17 protein-coding genes are annotated in these 19,180 nt (G+C 75.3%); 7 read left to right on the forward strand and 10 right to left on the reverse strand.

From position 1 onward, the window contains the following. Positions 1–29 precede the first annotated feature (29 nt). On the reverse strand, positions 30–5,810 hold the full coding sequence (locus OG767_RS17890) for a TIR domain-containing protein (RefSeq protein ID WP_405089595.1): 5,781 nt from the start codon (positions 5,808–5,810) through the stop codon (positions 30–32). Between the two features lie 109 nt (positions 5,811–5,919). On the opposite strand from OG767_RS17890, the gene OG767_RS17895 reads away from it, so the two are divergent. Then, on the forward strand, positions 5,920–7,152 hold the full coding sequence (locus OG767_RS17895; RefSeq protein ID WP_405089596.1) for an SLC13 family permease: 1,233 nt from the start codon (positions 5,920–5,922) through the stop codon (positions 7,150–7,152). 21 nt (positions 7,153–7,173) lie between these two features. Here OG767_RS17895 and OG767_RS17900 read toward each other — a convergent pair whose 3' ends face one another. Next, entirely contained in the window at positions 7,174–7,608 is a 435-nt protein-coding gene (locus OG767_RS17900) for a hypothetical protein (protein ID WP_405089597.1), read from the reverse strand. After that, the gene (locus OG767_RS17905; protein ID WP_405089598.1) at positions 7,601–8,941 is read right to left on the reverse strand and encodes a molybdopterin-dependent oxidoreductase; all 1,341 of its coding nucleotides are present in this window, start codon (positions 8,939–8,941) and stop codon (positions 7,601–7,603) included. The genes OG767_RS17900 and OG767_RS17905 overlap by 8 nt, the downstream gene beginning before the upstream one ends. Before the next feature lie 189 nt (positions 8,942–9,130). Here OG767_RS17905 and OG767_RS17910 point away from each other — a divergent pair, with 189 nt between their 5' ends. Further along, entirely contained in the window at positions 9,131–10,201 is a 1,071-nt protein-coding gene (locus OG767_RS17910; protein ID WP_405089599.1) for an NAD-dependent epimerase/dehydratase family protein, read from the forward strand. Positions 10,202–10,336: 135 nt separating this feature from the next. Here OG767_RS17910 and OG767_RS17915 read toward each other — a convergent pair whose 3' ends face one another. Further along, complete coding sequence (locus OG767_RS17915) at positions 10,337–11,749, reverse strand: hypothetical protein (protein ID WP_405089600.1); 1,413 nt, start codon at positions 11,747–11,749, stop codon at positions 10,337–10,339. A gap of 145 nt (positions 11,750–11,894) precedes the next feature. On the opposite strand from OG767_RS17915, the gene OG767_RS17920 reads away from it, so the two are divergent. From OG767_RS17920 to OG767_RS17930, 3 genes are read left to right on the forward strand one after another with little or no spacing between them, the layout of a single operon-like run. Next, positions 11,895–12,569, forward strand: coding sequence for a glycosyltransferase family 2 protein (locus OG767_RS17920; protein ID WP_405089601.1), 675 nt, complete (start codon positions 11,895–11,897; stop codon positions 12,567–12,569). Further along, a complete protein-coding gene (locus OG767_RS17925; RefSeq protein WP_405089602.1) occupies positions 12,566–13,273 on the forward strand; it encodes a DUF2064 domain-containing protein in 708 nt (235 codons plus the stop codon). The genes OG767_RS17920 and OG767_RS17925 overlap by 4 nt, the downstream gene beginning before the upstream one ends. Next, entirely contained in the window at positions 13,270–13,992 is a 723-nt protein-coding gene (locus OG767_RS17930; protein WP_405089603.1) for a methyltransferase domain-containing protein, read from the forward strand. Before OG767_RS17925 ends, OG767_RS17930 begins: the two co-directional genes overlap by 4 nt. 107 nt (positions 13,993–14,099) lie before the next feature. On the opposite strand, the gene OG767_RS17935 is transcribed toward OG767_RS17930, so the two are convergent. After that, a complete protein-coding gene (locus OG767_RS17935) occupies positions 14,100–14,762 on the reverse strand; it encodes a hypothetical protein (RefSeq protein WP_405089604.1) in 663 nt (220 codons plus the stop codon). 95 nt (positions 14,763–14,857) lie between these two features. On the opposite strand from OG767_RS17935, the gene OG767_RS17940 reads away from it, so the two are divergent. Continuing rightward, positions 14,858–15,061, forward strand: a complete 204-nt coding sequence (locus OG767_RS17940; RefSeq protein WP_405089605.1) for a GNAT family N-acetyltransferase — start codon at positions 14,858–14,860, stop codon at positions 15,059–15,061. 134 nt (positions 15,062–15,195) lie between these two features. Here the strand turns inward: OG767_RS17940 and OG767_RS17945 are convergent, their stop codons facing one another. Further along, positions 15,196–15,600: a VOC family protein gene (locus tag OG767_RS17945; protein ID WP_405089606.1), complete on the reverse strand. Its 405-nt coding sequence runs from the start codon at positions 15,598–15,600 to the stop codon at positions 15,196–15,198. A gap of 80 nt (positions 15,601–15,680) precedes the next feature. On the opposite strand from OG767_RS17945, the gene OG767_RS17950 reads away from it, so the two are divergent. Continuing rightward, positions 15,681–15,932, forward strand: coding sequence for a hypothetical protein (locus tag OG767_RS17950; protein ID WP_405089607.1), 252 nt, complete (start codon positions 15,681–15,683; stop codon positions 15,930–15,932). A gap of 6 nt (positions 15,933–15,938) precedes the next feature. Here OG767_RS17950 and OG767_RS17955 read toward each other — a convergent pair whose 3' ends face one another. The 4 genes from OG767_RS17955 to OG767_RS17970 form a co-directional block, all read right to left on the reverse strand. Continuing rightward, complete coding sequence (locus OG767_RS17955; RefSeq protein ID WP_405089608.1) at positions 15,939–16,493, reverse strand: hypothetical protein; 555 nt, start codon at positions 16,491–16,493, stop codon at positions 15,939–15,941. Positions 16,494–16,576: 83 nt separating this feature from the next. Then, on the reverse strand, positions 16,577–17,479 hold the full coding sequence (locus OG767_RS17960) for an inositol monophosphatase family protein (RefSeq protein ID WP_405089609.1): 903 nt from the start codon (positions 17,477–17,479) through the stop codon (positions 16,577–16,579). A 15-nt stretch (positions 17,480–17,494) separates the two neighbouring features. Continuing rightward, complete coding sequence (locus OG767_RS17965; RefSeq protein WP_405089610.1) at positions 17,495–18,148, reverse strand: hypothetical protein; 654 nt, start codon at positions 18,146–18,148, stop codon at positions 17,495–17,497. Beyond that, on the reverse strand, positions 18,145–19,155 hold the full coding sequence (locus OG767_RS17970) for a hypothetical protein (RefSeq protein ID WP_405089611.1): 1,011 nt from the start codon (positions 19,153–19,155) through the stop codon (positions 18,145–18,147). The genes OG767_RS17965 and OG767_RS17970 overlap by 4 nt, the downstream gene beginning before the upstream one ends. Positions 19,156–19,180 lie beyond the last annotated feature (25 nt).

Raw genomic sequence — 19,180 nt, forward strand, 5'->3', positions numbered from 1 at the left:
TTGATCACGGGCGAAGGGCGCGGGGGTGGTCAGAAGGGGGCGTCGACGGCCAGGCGGCGGACCTGGGTGAGGTAGGGGTCCAGTTCGCCGACCTCGAAGCGGCAGGTGCCGATGACGTGCCAGAACTGGCCGCCCGGGTCACCGTCCAGCTTGTAGCGGCCGTCCGGGCTGACCGCCGCCCAGCCGTCCGGCAGACCGATCAGCGTGGTCCGCAACTGGGCGTGCTCCGGGTCGGCCACGTCCCACAGCCGGACCGTGCCGTCGTCGCCGGCGCTGGCCAGCAGGCTGCTGTCCGGGCTGAAGTGCACCGACCAGACCCGCCGGGTGTGCGCGGCGAGGGTGCCGTGCAGCCGCCCGGTGCCCGGGTCCCAGAGCCGGATCACCAGGTCGTCGCCGGCGGTGGCGAGCAGATTGCCGTCCGGGCTGAACGCGCACGACCAGAGCCGGCCGGTGTGCTCGGTGAGCACCGTGCGCGCCTCCCCGGTGGCCACGTCCCACACCACCGCGGTGCCGTCGTTGCCGGCGCTGGCCAGCAGCGTTCCCTCGCTGTTGAAGCCGATCGAGTAGACCCGGTCGGTGTGGTGCTCCAGGGTCAGCCGGCAGGTGGCGGTGGCCGCGTCCCACAGCCGGACCATCTGGTCGTCGCAGCCGGTGGCGATGGTCTCGCCGTCCGGGCTGAACGCCACCGTGCGAACCCGGCCCCGGTGCGGGGTGAGCGTGGCGAAGTGCCGGCCGGTACGGCGGTACCAGAGGCGGACCGTGTCGTCGTCGTTCGCGGTGGCCAGGGCGTCGCCGTCGGGGCTGAACGCGACCGCCCAGACGTGGTCGGTGTCCACGTTGAGTTCCCGCTCGTCCGCGCCGGTGTCGGTGTTCCACAGGTGCACGCCGCCGTCGCCGCTCGGCGTGGCGACCAGCGGCTCGTCCGGGCAGAAGACCACCGAGAGCAGGCGGTCGGCGGGGGTGGCGAGCTGCCGCAGCAGGCGACCGGTGCGCGGCTCCCAGAGCCGGACCACGCCGTCGTTGCCGCAGGCGGCCAGCACCTCCCCGTCGTCGCGGAAGGAGAGCGCGGTGACCCGCCGGCCGTGCCCGCGCAGCGTGTGCTGGAGCTGCCCGCTGCGCACGTCCCACAGCCGGGTGGTGCCGTCGTTGCTGCTGGTCGCCACCTGGTTCTGGTCCGGCCGCCAGACCACCGGCCACACCGAGCCGCGGTGCCGGGTCAACTCGTGCCGCACCTGGCCGTCGGCGGTGTCCCAGAGCTGGATCGCGCCGTCGCTGGCAGCGGTGGCGAGCAGGCTGCCGTCGCCGTTGAACCGGACGCTGTAGATCGCGCCGCGCTGCCGGCCGAGCACCCGGACCGGCCGGCCGGTCTCCGTCTCCCACAGCCGCAGCGCGCCGTGCGTGTCGCCGGTGGCCATCAGTGTGCCGTCGGGGCTGATGTCCAGCGCGTACACGTCGGCCTCGTGGCCGCGCGGCTGCCGCAGCAGCTCGCCGTCGGAGGCCCGGCGCACCCAGACCCGGCCGTGCTGCCCGACGGCGGCCAACAGCCGGCCGTCCGGCGAGTGCACCACCCGGTAGACCACCTCCGGCTCCCGCACCTCGAACGCGAGCCGGCCGGTGTGGATGTCCCAGCCGCGGACCGCGCCGGCGCTGTCCACCACCACCACCCGCCGGCCGTCCGGACTGAACGAGGTGCCCCAGATCGGCGCGTCGTGCCCCGGCCACTCGTGGCGCAGCCGGGCGGTGCGGGTGTCGAAGAGCCGGACCACACCGGCCGCGTCGCCGACCACCAGCCGGCCCCGGCGCTCGTCGGTGAGCAGCGGCCACACCCAGCCCGCGAAGACATCCTCGATGACGTGCCGCACGTCGCCGTGGTCGGCGTCCCACAGCCGTACGGTCAGGTCGGCCGCGCCGGTGACGAGCTGGTGCGAGGCGGCGTCGTAGCGCACCGCGTACACCCGGGACCGGTGCCCCTGGAGCGTGCGCACCGGCAGCCCGGTGGCCGTGTCGCAGAGCAGCACGCCACCGTCGTCGCTGCCCACCGCCAGCACCGCGCCGTCCGGGCTGTACGCCACCGGCACCGGCAGCCGACCCACCTCGAAGCCGTACCCGACGCCCACCGCGGGCGGCGCCAGCCCGGGCGCGACCGGCCGGCCCGGCGCGACGACCGCGCCGCGCAGCTCCGGCGCGCGCAGCAACGCCGGGTCGGCGCTCACGTCGATCAGCGCGGTGCGGTGCCAGCTGCTGCCGCCGATCCGCGCGCCGCGCAGGTCGGCCCGGAACAGCCGCGCGCCGGCCAGCTCCGCGCCGCGCAGGTCCGCCCCGGCGAGCCGCGCCTGGTCCAGGCGCGCGCCGCGCAGCCGGGCGTGCTCCAGCCGCGCCTCGGTCAGGTTCGTCGCCACCAGCCGGGTGTCGGTGAGGTCCGCGCCGGTCAGGTCCGCGCCCGCGAGTTCCCGGTGCGACAGGTCCTCGCCGCGCAGCACCGCGCCGCGCAGGTCGGCCCGGTCGGGCAGGCGCAGCCGGGCGGACAGCCGCAGCGCGTTCGCGCGCAGCGTCTCGCCGGCCGACTCGTCGCCGAGCACCCGGGCCGTCCACGCGGTGCAGCGGGCCGGGTCGGCGAGGTCGCCGAGGAACTCCACGGCCAGCGCGGACAGCGACCGGACCGCCAGCGCGGTCGGCTCCTCGCCCCGGTTGAGCTGCTCGGCGACGCCGTCGGCGACCAGCCACTCCATCACCGAGGTGTGGATGAAGCCGAACAGCCCGTCGTCGGTGCGGACCAGCAGGCTGCCCGCGCCGACCGCGTGCGCGGCCTGCGGGCCGGACAGCCGCGACTCGGCCCGCCCGGCGAGCTGGCCGGTGGACTCGGTCAGCTCGGCGAGCCGCAGGTACGACTCGCCGCTCTCCCAGAGCTGGAACGCCAGCCGGCTCACCGCCTGCCACAGCTCCGGCCGGCGCAGGCTGACCGGGGCCCCCGGAATGCCCTGGGTGCGCCGTTCCTCGAAGTCCAGCCAGGACTCCAGGATCTCCCGGTAGAGCGCGGCGGCGCTGAACGTGCCGCCGGCGCCGGCCACCGCGGCCAGCCGACCCTCGTCCAGGTTGGCGATGAACCCGAGCATGCGCGGGTTACGGGACAGGCCGAGCAGATCCTTGACGCCGGCCAGCAGGCTCATCCGCTCGCGGGCGGCGGCCTCGTCGCCGTCGTAGCGGTGCCGCAGGAACGCCTCGATCTGGCCGGGGGTGAAGTCCTCCACCGCCAGCACCCGGCGGTGCGGCAGCAGGCCGACCCGCTCGCCCAACGCGGTCAGCACCTGCGAGTTGGTCTTGAAGTGCTGGGTTCGGCTGCTCACCACGATCTTCGCCGCGCCCTCGGCGGCCTGGAGCAGCGTCTCCAGATGGTCGGCCGCCCGGTCGTAGGTCACCCGGGCCACCAGCTCGTCGAACCCGTCGAAGAGCAGCACGATCCGGCCCTGCCGCAGCATGTACCGGAACGCCTTGAGGTCGATCACCTGCTCACCGTGGTTGGCCAGGTGCGCGGCGACCAGGCCGTCCACCGAGTGCGCCTTGTCCAGCGCGCGCAGCTCGACCAGGATCGGGATCAGGTCCGGTGCGGCGGTGGGCAGCCGGCGGGCCACCTCGCGCAGCGCGAACGTCTTGCCCCGGCCGAAGTCACCGAGCACCAGCACGAACCGGCCGTCCGGGGCGGAGACGGTCTCCAGCAACTCGTCCACCACGTCCTCGCGGACCCGCTGGTCCGCGCCGACCAGGTGGCGGTAGCGCTGGGGGACGTACTGCCCGGGCGGGTAGAGCCGGTCGGCCTGGAGCCGGGCGGTCTGCGCGGCCACGTAGTCGCGCAGGTCCAGCAGGCCCTGGAACTCGGTCAGGTGCAGCACGCGTACGCCGCGCCGCTGCGCCTCCTCGGCCAGCCCGCGCGGCACCCGGTCGCCGTCGTAGACCAGCTCGGACCCGATGTCCGGGTCGGTGGCGTGCACCCGACGGGCGAACCGGTCCACGTCGTCCGGCCCCGGCGTGCCCACGTGCGCGCCGACCCGCTGCTGCCGGACCACCCCGTCGGAGCGGTAGCTGACGTACAGGTGCGGCGGGTCGCCGTCGACGCGCCGCACCACCACCCGGTCGTAACGGGCCTCGCACACCTCGGCGAGCCGGTCCAGCAGCCGCTCCACCGGCGCCGCCGGCGTCGCCGAAGCGGCCGGCGCCCCGCCCTGGGTGGCGCCCTCCACCAGGGCCGGTCGCCTGGGGTCGGGCACCTGGGCCGGGCCGGCCGCGCCGAACGTGGCCTCGGCACGGGGCCAGCTCACCGCCATCGACTCGCCGACGTCCTCACGGTCGTCGCGGCCCAGCACCCAACGGGTCATCCCGTCCGCGCCGAGCCGCAGCACCTGCGCCCGGCCGTCGCGCGGCGCGGCGGCCAGCGGCACCACCGGGTCGACCCGGCCGGCCGGCGCCGTGTCGGAGATCAGCAGGTTGAGCATCGGGCCGACCAGACGGTTGACCGAGCCGCGGTCGCGCAGCGACACCCGGTCCGGCGGGGCCTCGTCGGCGTACGGGCTGCGCGGGCCGGGGGCGTGCGCCATCGCGCCCAGCCGCAGCCAGCCGGACTGCTGGTAGTGGCGCAGCCGCTGGGCGAACCAGCTCGACTGGGCCTCGCCGAGGAAGCCGTAGCGGTCCTCCTCGCGGTGGGTGATGGCGATGGTGGAGTTCAGCCCGGCCACCACCACCCGCAGGTCAGGGATCGGGAACAGCGTCCAGGGCTGTTCGCTGTCGAAGAGCCGGTCGTCGAGCCCCTGGTAGAGGTCGTCGAAGAGCCGCGCGTAGTGCCGCCACTTGGGCCAGTAGGGCGGCTGCGGGTCGACGTCGTCGGCCTCGCAGGTGGCGAAGTACGCCCGGCAGGCGGCCATCGTCACGTCCCGCGGGCCGGGCACCACCACGAGGCGGTGCGGTTCCAGGCCGAGCAGCACCCGCAGCCCGGTGAGGAAGCTCAACGCGTCGGAGAACTCGCGCGGGCTGCCCGACTCGGTCAGGTTGCCGGCCACCACCAGCAGGTCGGGTCGGGGCACCCCGTCGTTCATCAGCAGCGTCAGGTCACCCATCAGGTGTTCCTGGACCTCGCCGGGGGTGACCGGGGCGCCGGGGTCGAGCACGCCGCGGCCGAACCGGGGCCCGGCCACCTGGAGCACCGTGACGGTGTCGCGCGCCGTCGGCGGCGCCACCGCGGCCGGCGGGAACGGCGGCGGGTTGATCGGGGTACGCCGCGGGCGGCGCTGCGCGGGCGCCCCGGCGGCGGGCGCGGCGAGCAGGCCGGCCGGATCGTCCGGGTGGTGCGGGAACACCGGTTGCCGCATCGGCTTGGCCCGACCGTCGAGCGCCTCCCGGATCCGGTCCAGCACCCGCGCGCGCGCCTGCGCCGGGTCGTCCACGCCGACCAGGTCGACGTAGGTGATGGTGGCGAGCAGACCGTCGATCGGGCAGTCCTCGACCCGCACGGTGACCAACTTGTTGCCGGTGCCGTCCGGGTCGGCGCGCAACGCGGCCTGCCACTCCAGCTTGCCGTACGTGGAGTGCAGGTAACGTTCGGAGAGCACCGCCACCACCACCTCGGCCTCGCGGACCCCGCGGTCCATGAAGTCGATGAAGTTGGTGCCGGCCACGAAGTCCCACGCCTGGATCATCGTGCGGTAGCCGGCGGTCTCGAACTCCCACGCCAGCCACGTCGCCCAACGTTCGTCGGCCGGCGAGTAGCTGATGAAGAAGTCGATGGGGCGGTCGGACCGGGTGGGGTGCGCGCCTACAGCCACGTGGTCATTATGACCACCGACGGTCAACAGATCGACACCCTCGGCAGCTCGGCATGCCGTCCCACGTCGGTCCGGACCGGTCGGGGCGGATGTGCGAGGATCGTCGTTCGTGGAGACCGTCGGCGATCCGCCGTCCGCCGCGCCGGACCGATCCCGTCGGAGCCGGCTGCACGTGCTCGACTGGATCGCGATCGGGCTGGCCGTGGTCGGCGTGCTCTGCGTGCTCACCGGCCTGCTCCCCCGCGCCGACGCCGAGGCCACCGTACGCCGGATCGTGCCCATTCTGATCTTTCTCGGCACGGTGGTGGTGCTGGCCGAGCTGACCGCGGTGGCCGGTGTGTTCGACGCGCTCGCCGCCCGGGTGGCGATCACCGCGCGGGGCAGCTTCCGGGCGCTGTTCTGGCTCTGCGTCGGTTTCGCCTCGGTGACCACCATCGCGCTCAACCTGGACACCACCGCGGTGCTGCTGACGCCGGTGATGATCGCGCTGGCCCGGACGCTGAACGTGCCGCCGACGCCGCTGGCCATGACCACGGTCTGGCTGGCCAACACGGCGAGCCTGCTGCTGCCGGTGTCCAACCTGACCAACATCCTGGCCAGCGGCCGGATCGGCCTGGACCCGGTGCCGTGGGCGGCCCGGATGTGGTGGCCGCAACTCGTCGCCATCGCGATCACCATGCTGCTGCTGTGGTGGTGGTACTGGCGACCGGCCCGCGCCGGGGCCGACCCGTTCGTCCCGCCGCCGCCGTACGTGGCGCCGGACCGGCTGCTCTACCGCACCGCGCTGGCCGCCTGCCTGCTCTTCGTCGGCGGCGTCCTGGCCGGGGTGGAGATCGGCGTCGCCTCCGGGGTGGCCGCCGCGATCGTGGTGGCCGGCTTCGCGGCACGCGCCCGGCACCGGCTGCGGCCGGCGCTGGTGCCGTGGCGGCTGCTGGTGTTCGTCACCGGCCTGTTCCTGGTGGTGCAGACCATCGGCCGGCACGGCCTGGACGGCGTGATGGGCGCGCTGATCGGCGCCGATCCGGGCGCGGAGGGGGCGCTGCGGGCGGGCGCGGTCGGCGCGCTGTTCAGCAACGTGGTCAACAACCTGCCGGCGTACGTGGCCGGCGAGGCGGTGATCGCCGCCGACCGGCACACCCAACTGCTGGCGCTGCTGATCGGCACGAACGTGGGTCCGCTGGCCACGCCGTGGGCGTCGCTGGCCACGCTGATCTGGTACGAGCGTTGCCGGGCCGCCGGCGTGGCGGTGCCGCTGGGCCGGTTCGTGGCGACCAGCGCCGCACTGGCCGCCCTCGCCACGGCGGGTACGGTGGCCGCGCTGCTGGTCGGCCCCGGCGCCTGACCCGTCCCGCGCGCCGGGCGGTCAGTGCTCGCGGCGGCGCAACCGGCGGACCGCGTAGAGCAGCGCGCTCGCGGCGAACAGCACGGCGCTGACCGCCAGCCAGCGTCGCAGCAGCGGTTCGGGCGTCAGCCCGGTGGCCGCCGAGTACGTGCCGTCACCGAGCCCGAGCACGCCGGGCAGATAGACCAGCAGCAGGAGCCCCGAGCCGAGCGCCGGCACCCGCACGTGGTTGCGCACCGCCGGGCCGGCGCGCCGCAGCAGCCGGTCGAGGGTCGCGTACGCCGGGAACAGCACCAGGTCGTGGGCGACCACCGCGCCGACGAACCAGAGCAGCATCCGCCCCGCGGTCGGCTCGCCGGCCAGCCGCAGCGCGATCCAGCCGGTCACCGCGAAGCAACCGACCAGGAGCGCCAGGTGCCACCACGCCGCGCCGTACGCCCGCCGGAGCTCAGCCATCGAACACGATCTCCTCGACCCACTTGGTGCAGTGCACGCCGGGCAGCGCCGGCACGATGATCCGGGCCGGGAAGCCGTGGTCGGGGCTCAGGTCGACGCCGTTGACCCGCAACGCGAGCAGCGCGTCCGGGTCGCTGACCTGGCCACCGTGCAGGGTGGCCCGGCTGAACAGCCCGCCGCGTTCCAGCGAACGGACCCGTGCCGTGGCCGGCTCCGCGGCGCCGACCAGCGCGGCGAGGTCCCGCAGGCGTACCCCGGTCCAGGTCTGCGACGTCGACCAGCCCTCCACGCAGGCGATCGGCAGCGTGGCGGTGTGCTGCGGCAGCGCGAGCAGCCGGTCGCGGTCGAGCGCTTCCGTCCGGTCGCCGGCGCGCACCGTCAGCGACCAGCCCGACCCGGTCCGGTCCGGCGTGACGCCGGCCGCGGCGGCGGTGCGGTTGACCGGGAAACCGGTCGGCCCGTCGCCGATCCGCCGGCCGCGCGGCAGCAGCAGCGCGGTGCCCCGCAGCGCGTCCACGCCCTGCCCCACGGTCAGCGCGGCCAGCAGCAACGCGCCGCCGCCGGCCAGCGCCAGCACGCCGCGCCGGCTCATCGTCGCCGGGCCGGGGCGGTGGGCCACCAGGCCGTCCGGGTCCGCCGGCTCCGGCCGGGTCCGGGCCAGCGGGGTACGCGCGAAGCCCGGCCCGCGCAGCGCGGTCACCAGCCGGGGCAGCTTGACCGCCACGTGCACCACCAGCGCCACCGTGAAGATCCAGGCGCCGTACCAGTGCGCGGTGTAGAAGTCGAAGCCGAACAGGTACGCGTACTGCACGTTGAGCAGGCCGGTGGCGCTCTGGAACAGGATGCCACCGACCAGCAGCAGCAACGACAGCCGTTCCAGCACCTGCGCGACGGACCGGGCGGGTGGCCAGGCGAACAGCTTCGGCACCACCGACCAGAGCTTGGCCAGCACCACCGGCACCAGCACGATCCCGAGCGTCACGTGCAGCCCCTGGGTGACCCGGAACAGCCACGCCGGCCGGGTCGGCCAGTCGAACACGGGCGGGTGCAGCCACCCCACGTCCCGGGGGAACGCCTGGTCGAAGCGGGGGCCGTAGGCGATCCAGTCGAGCAGCCCGGTGACGATCACCAGCGGCAGGGTGGCCAGCAGCACGGCGCCCAGCACGGAGGTCAGCCACGGTCCGCGTACCGGGCTGCGCCAGGCGCTGTCGACCGCGTCGACGCCCGGGGGACGGTGGCGGTCCAGGGCACGCCAGAGCCGGGCCGGCGCGGCGTACCGTGGCTCGATCGCGGCGGGCGCGGGATCGTCCGGCTGTGGGACGTCGGTGGGCACGGGCACCTCCTCCGGCGACGGGGCCGACCGGCCGGCCGGCGCTTCCGGGATGGGACGCTAGACGCCGCCGGCCGCCCGCGACGGCGTTTGCCGCATTACCGAAGCCTTACCGCCGTCGTCCTTACGGACCGCTGACGTCGGACGTGAACCGGCCGCCGGCCCGACCCGGGTGCCCTAGCGTGGGCCGGTATGCGGGTACTGCTCACCGGCGCGGCCGGCTTCATCGGATCGCAGATCGCCGACCTGCTGGCGGCCGAGGGCCACGAGCCGGTCTGCCTGGACGCCCTGCTGCCGCAGGCGCACGGCGGCGCGCTGCCGGAATGGTCCCGGCGGCACGACCCGACCGTCGGCGACGTCCGCGACGCCGGGCTGCTGGACCGGCTGCTGACCGGCGTGGACGCGGTCTGCCACCAGGCGGCCATGGTCGGGCACGGGCTCGACCCGTCCGACGCGCCGGACTACGCCGGGCACAACGATCTCGGCACGGCGGTGCTGCTGGCCGCCATGCACCGCGCCGGGGTACGCCGGCTGGTGCTGGCCAGCTCGATGGTGGTCTACGGCGAGGGGCGCTACACCTGCGCCCGGCACGGCGTGGTGCGTCCCGCCGCGCGCCGCGCCGCCGACCTGGCCGCCGGCCGCTACGACCCGACCTGCCCCGGCTGCGGCGACCCGCTCACCCCGGCGCTGGTGCCCGAGGACGCGCCGCTGGACCCCCGCAGCACGTACGCGGCCAGCAAACTCGCCCAGGAGCACTACGCCGCGGCGTGGGCCCGGCAGACCGGCGGCGGCGTGTGGGCGCTGCGCTACCACAACGTCTACGGCCCCCGGATGCCCCGCGACACCCCGTACGCCGGGGTGGCCTCGCTGTTCCGCTCGGCGCTGGCCGCCGGTCGCGCCCCCGTCGTGCTGGAGGACGGCCGGCAGCGGCGGGACTTCGTGCACGTCACGGACGTGGCGCGGGCGAACCTGCGGGCGTTGACCGCGCCGCCGCCGGACGGCCTGGTGCCGGTGAACATCTGCTCCGGCGAACCGCACACGGTGGGCGAGCTGGCAACCGCGCTGGCCGAGGCCATGGGCGGCCCGGCACCGGAGATCGCCGGCGGCGCGCGGGCGGCCGACGTCCGGCACGTGGTGGCCGACCCGACCCGCGCCCGCGACCTGCTCGGCTACACCGCGCGGGTCACCTTCACCGACGGCGTCAAAGCCTTCGCCACCGACCCCCTCCGCTCCCCCGCCACCCTCTCCCCCCAACCCGCCTGACCCGCCCGCCCCCTCCTCGGGCCGCCCGCCCCCGCCCTCCTCGGGCCGCAGTTTCCCGGAAAGAGTGGCCATTCCGCCCGCGACAGCCCCTCATTCCGGGAAACTGTGCGGCCTTGATGGGGGGCGCGGGCGGGGTCAGGAGACGGTGAGGAGGAGGTGGTTGACGAGGAGGGCGGTCACGGCCTGGGCGGCGAGCCAGCGGCGGTGGGTCGACGGGGGCAGGTGCGCGGCGGCGACGAGCAGCCAGACCACGAACGGCAGCCAGATCCGCTCCACCTCGGCCTTGCTCATGCCGGACAGGTCGGCGGCGGCCACCACCAGCGCGGCGGCGGCCGGTGGCAGCACCGTCGGCCCGAGCCCGACCAGCCGTCCGGTCCACCCGGTCCACCCGGAGCGGCGAGTGCCGACCGGGCCGGCGGCGAGCCAGGCGGCGCGCGCCGCGACGGCGGTACGACGCAGCGCCGGCCCGAGCACCGGCCCGGCGGAGAGCAGCAGCGCGGCCAGGTTCGCCCACACCCAGTACGCGTACGGGCGGTCGGCCGCCCAGCCCTGGTAGTAGCGCTCGACGACCCGGTCGTACCCCTCCCACCACCGGAAACCGGAGAGCACGAACAGCACCGTGACGGCCGCGACGCCGGCGGTGGCGGCGACCAGGGCGGCCCGGCGGCGGTCCGGCCGCAACGCCGACACGGTCACCGCCAGCGCGCCGACCAGCACGAACCCGTACGACAGGTGCAGCGCGAAGCCGAGCAGCAGGCCGCCGGCCAGCACGGCGAGCGGTCCGCGTACCGCCAGCAGCGCGAGCCCGGCGGCGACCACGCCGGTGAACACCGCGTCGGCGGAGGCGCCCAGCCACACCGCGCCGGGCAGCAGCACCAGGAACGGCAGCACCGCCCGGGCCGCGTCGGCGGCGCCCAGCGCGCGCAGCGTGACCGGCACCGAGACCACCACGGTCGCGCCGACCAGCACGCAGCACAGCGCGGCGGCGGCGCCCCCGCCCAGCCCGACCCGGTCCAGCCAGACGAAGACCAGCAGCGCGCCCGGCGGATGCCCGGCGGTGTGGGTGGACCAGGAGTCGGGCTGGAAGTCCAGGATGCGGTCGGTGAAGCCGGCCAGCATGCGGGGAATGTCGGTCACCCCGGGCACCTCGTGCAGGTACTCCGCCTGCGGCGTCAACCGTCGCGTCAGCCCGGCCGTCCAGCCGTCCACCAGGGCCAGCGCCAGCGTCCACGCCACCGCGGCCAGCCAGCCGGCGGCCAGCAGCGGCCCCCATCGGGCGGTCCGGGCCCAGCGCAGTCCCGGTCCGAGCACGGCGAGCGCGACGAGCGCCGCGAGCGGCGTACCCCAACCGGCGTGCGGACGCCAGGTGGCGTAGAGCGGCGCCGCGTCGGCGTGCAGGCCCACGCCACGCCGGTTGAGCACCAGGCCGACCACGACGGCGGCAGCGAGCAGCGCCGCCTCGACCGCGACCACGACCAGGTCGCCCCGGTGCGGGGAGCCGGTCCGGTCCGCGGCGGGGGCGCGACGCAGGGTGGGTGCGGATCTCATGACGACCGCACGGTACGGGGGGCCGGCGCGGGACGGGACCGCAACCGCCGGCCCGTCACGGGATGGTAAGAAATGCCTGCTCGTAACGGTTCCGTAAGCACGATCGAGGGCTCGGCCGGGTGGCGGGCGGCCTAGCGTCGGCGGCATGCGGACACAGATCGACGTGGTGCTGCCGTGCCTGGACGAGGCCGCCGCCCTGCCCGGCGTGCTGAACGCGCTACCGCCGGGCTACCGGGCGATCGTGGTGGACAACGGCTCCCGGGACGGCTCGCCCGAGGTGGCGGCCCGGCACGGCGCCCGAGTGGTACGCGAACCGCGTCGCGGTTACGGCGCGGCCGTGCACACCGGGCTGGAGGCCGCCGGGACGGAGCTGGTCTGCGTCCTGGACGCGGACGGCTCGTTCGACCCGGCGGAGCTGCCGGCGCTTGTCGCCCCCGTCGCGGCCGGCACGGCCGACCTGGCGGTGGGGCGCCGTCGGCCGGTGTCGGCCGGCGCCTGGCCGTGGCACGCGCGGGCCGGCACCGCGCTGGTCGCCGCGTTGCTCCGGCAGCGTGGGGTGCCGCTGCGTGACCTCAGCCCGATCCGGGTGGCCCGCCGCGAGGCGTTGCTGGCGCTCGGCGTCACCGACCGGGCGTTCGGCTATCCGGTGGAGTTGATGATCCGGGCGGCGGCGGCCGGTTGGCGGATCCACGAGCACGACGTCCGCTACGCCCCGCGCGCCGCCGGCACGAAGTCCAAGGTGTCCGGCTCGGTACGCGGCACGGTCCGGGCCACCCGGGACTTCCTCACCGTGCTGCGCAGCGTGGACGGCCGACGGTGACCGTCCTGCTGGTGGTGGCGAAGGCCCCGGTCCCGGGGGCGGTGAAGACGCGGCTGTGCCCGCCGGCCACCCCGGCGCAGGCGGCCCGGATCGCCGCCGCCGCACTACGCGACACGCTCGACGCGGTCGCCGCCACCGGAGGCGTGACGCCGGTGCTGGCGCTGGCCGGGCGTCTGGCCGACGCCGAGGACGGTGCGGACCTCGCCGCCACGGTCGCCGGCTGGCCGGTGCTGCCGCAGTGGGGCGACGGCCTCGCCGAGCGGCTGGCCCACGCGCACGCCGACGTGGCGCACGCGTACCCGGGGCGGCCGGTGCTCCAGATCGGCATGGACACCCCGCAGGTGACGCCGGCGCTGCTCGCCGACGGCGTACGCCGGTTGGCCGCGCCCGGCGTCGACGCGGTGCTCGGCCCGGCGGCGGACGGCGGCTGGTGGGCACTGGGGTTGCGCGACCCGCGCCGCACGGCGGCGTTGCGCGCGGTGCCGATGTCGACCGCCGAGACCGGGCGGCGCACCTACGCGGCGTTGTGCGACGCGGGCCTGCGGGTGGGTGCCCTGCCCACGCTGCGCGACGTGGACGACTGGGCCGACGCCCGCGCGGTGGCCCGGGGCGTGCCCGGCGGCCGGTTCGCCCGCGAGGTGGCCGCGCTGCGACCCGCCCTGGTGGCGATGTCACCCGATCGTCGACCGAAGGCGGTTCGATGAGCGCCGGCCCCGCGAGCGCGACCAGCGAGCCGGGGTTGCGGACCCGCCAGTCGCCGACCCGGACCGGCCCGGCGAGCGCGACCGGCGTGCCGGTCGGTGTGGACGCCTTCGGCATCGCGCTGCGCGAGCGCGCCGGCAGTCACTGGCTGGTGCAGGCCGACGGGGTTCGCCGGCGGCTGCCGGTGGAACGGTGGCACGGCCCGGCGGAGGCGGCGACCGCCACGGTGGTGGCCCGCTGCCACGGCCCGGCGTTGGACCTGGGGTGCGGGCCGGGCCGGCTCACCGCGGCGCTCACCCGGGCCGGTCTGGCCGCGCTCGGCGTCGACGTCTGCCCACGGGCGGTCGCGTTGACCCGGGCGCGCGGCGCGGTCGCGGTGCGCGCCGACCTGTTCGACCCGCTGCCGGCCGAGGGCCGGTGGCGGCACGTGGTGCTGTTGGACGGCAACATCGGCATCGGCGGCGACCCGGCGCGGCTGCTGCGGCGGTGCCGGGACCTGCTGCACCCGGACGGCACCGTGCTGGTCGAGGTGGACCCGCCCGGCAGCGGCGCCTGGCAGGGCCGGGCGCACGTGGTCTCCGGCCGGCGGCGGGGGCCCAGCTTCGGCTGGGCGCGGCTGGACACCCGGGCGGTGCACGGCCCGGCCACGGCCGCCGGGCTGTCCGTACGGGACCTGTACCCGGCGGGCGGCCGGTGGTTCGCCGAGCTGACCGCAGCCTGAGGACCCCAGCCCGCAGATTCTCGAAAAGCGTGGTCATTCGGTCCCAGATGGCCACGCTTTCCGGGAATCTGCGCGCGCCGGGCGGGACCCGGGAGATGTCCTGCCCGTCAATGCGAAGCCGAGCGCGGCCGGAAAACGGATACGGCGGGGCGGTGGCCGGCGACTAGCGTGCCCGCATGACCGCCACCCTGCACTTCCACACCGATCCCGGTGAGTTCCTGGACGCCGCCGGCGACCACCTGGCCGCAGATCCGGTGGTCAACACCGTGGTCGCCACCGTGGCGCACCGGATGGCGGCCCGCCGGGCCGAGGGGGACGAGGTGCCGGCGGACGACTGGTGGCTGGTGGTCCGGGACGCCTCGGGCGCAGTGGTCGGCGCGGGGATGCGTACCGCGCCGTTCCCGCCGCGTCCGCCGTTCCTGCTCCCGATGCCGGCGGAGGCGGCCGTCGCGTTGGCACGGGTCTGGCACGAGCGCGGCGAGACGGTGTCGGCGGTCAACGGCGCGCTGCCGGCCGCGCGGGACTGCGCCGCCGAGGTGGCGCGGCTCGGCGGCGGCCGGGTCGAGGTGGCCCAGCACACCCGGCTGCACAAACTCGACGCGCTGGTGCCACCCGCGCCGGCACCCGGCGCGTTGACGGTCGCCGGGGAGGACGACGTCGACCTGGTCGAGGCCTGGTTCGGCGCGTTCATGGCGGACGCCGACGAGCAGGCGGGCCGACCACGCGGCACCAGTGCCCACGAGGCACCCGACCGGGCCGACCTGCTCCACCGCATCAGGGGCGGCCGGGTCTGGTTCTGGACCGACGAGGCGGGCCGGCCCGTGCACCTGACCGCCGCGAATCCCCGGCTTTCGGTGTCGCCCGGGTGGGACCGGTCTACACGCCACCGGAGCAGCGCGGGCGGGGATGGGCCGGTAACGCGGTCGCGGAGGTCAGCCGACTGCTGCGGGCCGACAGCGCAGGGGTGTGTCTCTTCACCGACCAGGCGAACCCGACGTCGAACCGGCTCTACGCCCGCCTCGGCTTCCGGCCGCTGGTCGACATGGCCAACCTGGTGGTGGTCCCCTGACGCCGATCAGTCGGCGAGGCCGAGCGCGGCCAGCCGGTGCGGGTCGGCGATCACGTCCACGGCGGCGATCCGGCCGCCGGTGACCGTGAACGCTGGGACGAGTTCCTGGCCGGGCGACTGCGGTCCGGCGCCGGTCAGCCCTGACCGGCCGACGGGTGGAACTGCTCGAACATGACCTCGTAGCCGTCCGGGTCGAGCCCGTAGAAGATGCGCGCCCAGCCCACGTCCTCCGGCTCCAGCGTGACCGGCAGCCCTTCGTCGCGCCAGAGCGCGTACGTGGCGTCCAGGTCCGGAGTGGGCACGGTGAGCACCACACCGAGCCCGGGCGGACCGTCCTTGGTGGCGCGTTCCCGCTCGGCGTTGTGGTGCCCGTGCCGGTGCAGGTCGGACAGGATCAGCCAGGTGTGGCCGAACGTGAGGTAGCGCAGGTGCGGCTGGTCGGGTTGCGGGATCTGCCGGAAGCCGAGTCGCTGGTAGAGCCGGTGCGAGCGGTCCAGGTCGCGGACCCGGAGACCGAGCTTGAGCTGTCTGGCGGCCATCGGCGCGACGCTACCGGATTCCGCTGGCGCGTCGTCCGCGCCGGATGGGATCCTGCGACGTGCGAGACAGCGAACCAGTCGTGGTGCAGGTCCACTGCCGGGTCGAGGTGGTGGTCGACGATCCGCGTGCGGTGACGGCGCTCGCGCAGCGGCGGCTGCGGGAGGCGGACATCGACTGGGCGCACGAGCCGGACACGGTCGAGGAGGCCGTCGCCGAGCTGGGAGCGAACCTACCCCTGGCACTGGCCGGCCTGGTCGATCCGGAGCGCCTACTGACGGACGTGCCGGGCGTACGATTCCGGGGCGCGCACTGCTGGGCCACGCCCAGCTAGCAGTCGCTAGTCGGCGGTGAGCGGTACGGCCTCGTAGCCCTGTTCGACGCACACCCGCATATCGGGGTAATGGCCGATGACCTCGGCCGACTGCTCGGCCGGGCGGTCCACTCCCAGGCCGACGCAGTCCCCGAACTGTGGCCACACCGACCACACGATCACGCCCCGTTCGGCCCACCAGTCGGTGTCGGCGCGGACCCGGTCCAACCAGCGGTTGATGGTGGTGGCTGGCACCATGGCGTCGACGAAGCGCACCGTCACGCCGCCGGCCAGGGCGCGTACGTCGGCGTCGATATCCCCGCCGGGCACCCGATACACGGTCATCGCCCGGCCAGGAAAGTCAGTCGCCACGCCGGCGTACTGATCGGGCCAGCGTTTCGGGCCGATCTCGTCCACCCGGCCGGCAGCGTCCATGACCTCTTCCTGGCCGGTCCAGTACGACACGGCCGGTGCCGGCGGGCCGCCGGGCTCGGCGCGGGCGGCGGCCGTGGCGCAGGCGGCCGTGGCGAGAAGCAAGGGAATCACCAGCACCGTCGTTGCGTGTCGCACGGTGGCACCCACTTCTGGAAGGGGACGTCATCGGTTGAACGAGCCAGCCCCGACGACAGGTGCGTATCCGGACGACAGGTGTTCCGGAGATGCGTTCACCAACCGACCGTGCCGAGGCTGATCGGGGTGAGCTGGCGGACCTGCGGCTCGATCCACTGCGCCGCGGTGACCAGTTTGACCAGCCGGTCGATCGTCTCCGGTGGGCCGGCGACGAAACTGCGTCGGTCGGCCGGGCAACCGTAGCGGTCGTCGAACGGGCCGCCGTCGAGCGCGCGTACCACCATCCCGGCCTCGGCGGCCAGCAGGAGCCCGGCCGGCAGGTCGACCGCCTCCGGGCGGTAGCCGACGATGCCGTCGATGTCGCCCCGGGCCAGCATCACCCAGGACAGCAGCGGCGCCCACAGTTGCAGCACCCGGCGGGCGGTGGTGTCGAGGACGACCTTCAACGCGCGGGCGGTGCTGTCGTCGCGGCGTACGCCGTGGCCCTGGGTCCAGGCCAGCACCGGCGCGGCCGGCACCGGCCGGTGGGCGGCACGCAGCGGACGGCCGGCCGGGTCCGCACCGTGCACGAACGCGCCGTGGCCGCGCAACGCGGACCAGGTCCGGCCGGCGACCGGGTCGTGCACCACGCCGAGCACCGGCGAGCCGCGTTCACACAACGCGATGCCCACCACGTACGCCGGCAGGCCGATCGCCACGTTGTTGGTGCCGTCGAGCGGGTCGACCAGCCACGCCCAGGTGGTGTCCGGGGCGTACTCGCCGCCCTCCTCGGCGATCACCCCGTGCTCCGGCCAGCGGGCCCGGATCCGGTCGACGATCAACCGCTCGGCGGCCAGGTCGAGGTCGGTGACCAGGTCACCGGAGTCGTCCTTGGCCCGGGCGTGCACCTCGCCCCGGATGCCCCGGCGCAGCAGTCGGCCGGCCGCCCGGGCGGCGTCCACCGCGAACCGGTGCGCGTCGCGCAGGTCGGGCCCGCCTCTGTTCGGCTCCACGTCCATGGCTCCTCCAGCCAGTCAGCCCCGTGCCACCAGTCGCGCGATCTCCCGCGCCATCCGCGCGGTCTCCGCCGCGTCGCAGCGGTCCCGGCGGACCCGGTGGCTGCGCCCGTCCACCGCGCCGAGGCTCAGGTCGCACGCGCCGGGTGTGGTCCGGCCGAGCGCCACGGTCACCGCGGGCGTGCCGGCGGCCACCTCCGAGGTGTGGAAGCCACCGGCGCGCAGCGCGTACGAGTCGCCGGCGGTGTGCGTCTCCACGGTGGCGGTCATCGCGGTGACCAGACGGTCGGTGGCGGCCACCTCGTCGACCTCGCCGAGGCTGTGCACCTCGTAGATCCGCCAGGAGGGGTCGGCGGGCGCGTCGGTGACGTCGATCAGCTCGTTGCGGACCGTGCCGTGCAGCACGTGGCTGAGCAGGTCCCAGCTGTGCGAGTGCATGGCCGAGGTGGTGGGGCGCACCGGCGGCGGGTCGGCCGGCCAGGCGTGCACGCAGATCCCGTCGGGGCCGTCGCGCTCCACCGGCAGGCAGGTGAAGCCGAGCGGGTGCCGGACCGCCCGGAGTGGTCGCCGCCCGTCGGCGACGTCGGCGAGCACGTGCAGCACCCAGTCGCGCAGCAGCTCCGGCCGGGTGCCCCGGTCGATCTCGCGGGCCAGGTCGGCGTAGCTGGTCATGCGTACGGGTTCCTCGCCTGGAGGGCCTTGCGCACGATCTCGCCGACCTCCCGGTCACCGAAGGACCGGGGCAGCGTCAGCCCGAGCGCGGCGAACAGCCGGCGGACCTGTTCGACGGACGGCTCGTCGTCAAGGCGGACCTGGCCGGCGGACTCGATCGGCACCCGGCGGCTCTGCCGGCGACTGTAGTCGAGTTCGATGTTGAACCGGTTGTAGTAGACCTCGCCACGGTCGATGCGCAGCGCCGGCGTCTGCGGGTTCTCCTGGGTGATGACCACACAGGAGGAGGAGAGGTCGTAGCGGAACGTGGTCATCTGCGCGGAGAGCCGGATCTCGACGGTGAGCAGCCCGGAGCGTTGCATGTGCCAGCAGGCGGCGAGCACCGTCGCGTACGACTCCTTGCGGGTGCGGTCGACCGTCCACGGTTCCTTTGGCTCGGTCGGCTCGTCGGCTTCCAGGCTGCGCCGGAACCACGCGTACCGCTCGCAGACCTCCTCGTCGGTCGGGTCGATGATCTCGATGGCGAGGCTGAGCGTGGCGTTGCGGCGGCGGGCGTGTTTCAGGCACTCGGGCAGGGTGACGGCGCGCAGGTAGGTGCCGGTGCCGCCCTTGAAGTGCCACTGGTCGGTGTGCTGCCGCGCCTCGTCGAGCGCCTGGCCGACCTCGCTGCCGTGCAGCACCCGGACCATGGAGGCGCTCTGGATCGCCTCCCGGGAGCGGGTCAGCGCGCCCTCCGGGCCGGTGAGCGCGGCCATCGGCGGGGCCAGGTCGGTGAGCCGGGCGCGGACGTCCACCATGACCTGCCGGACCTCCTGCTCGGCGGTCCGGCGGCGCAGCCGGTCGCGCAGCACCGCCTGGGCGAGCAGGCCGAGGACCAGCAGGATGGCGCTGTTGACCACGTCCTGGCTGACGGTGTTGGTCAGGCCGAGGACGGCGACCGTGACGGCCAGCAGCAGACCGATGAACGCGTCGAGATTGCTGACGACCCAGCCGAGCAGGCGCGCCATGACATCCCCCGGTCGACGACGGAGC

The sequence above is a fragment of the Micromonospora sp. NBC_01392 genome (assembly GCF_045040125.1).
Lineage (GTDB): Bacteria > Actinomycetota > Actinomycetes > Mycobacteriales > Micromonosporaceae > Micromonospora.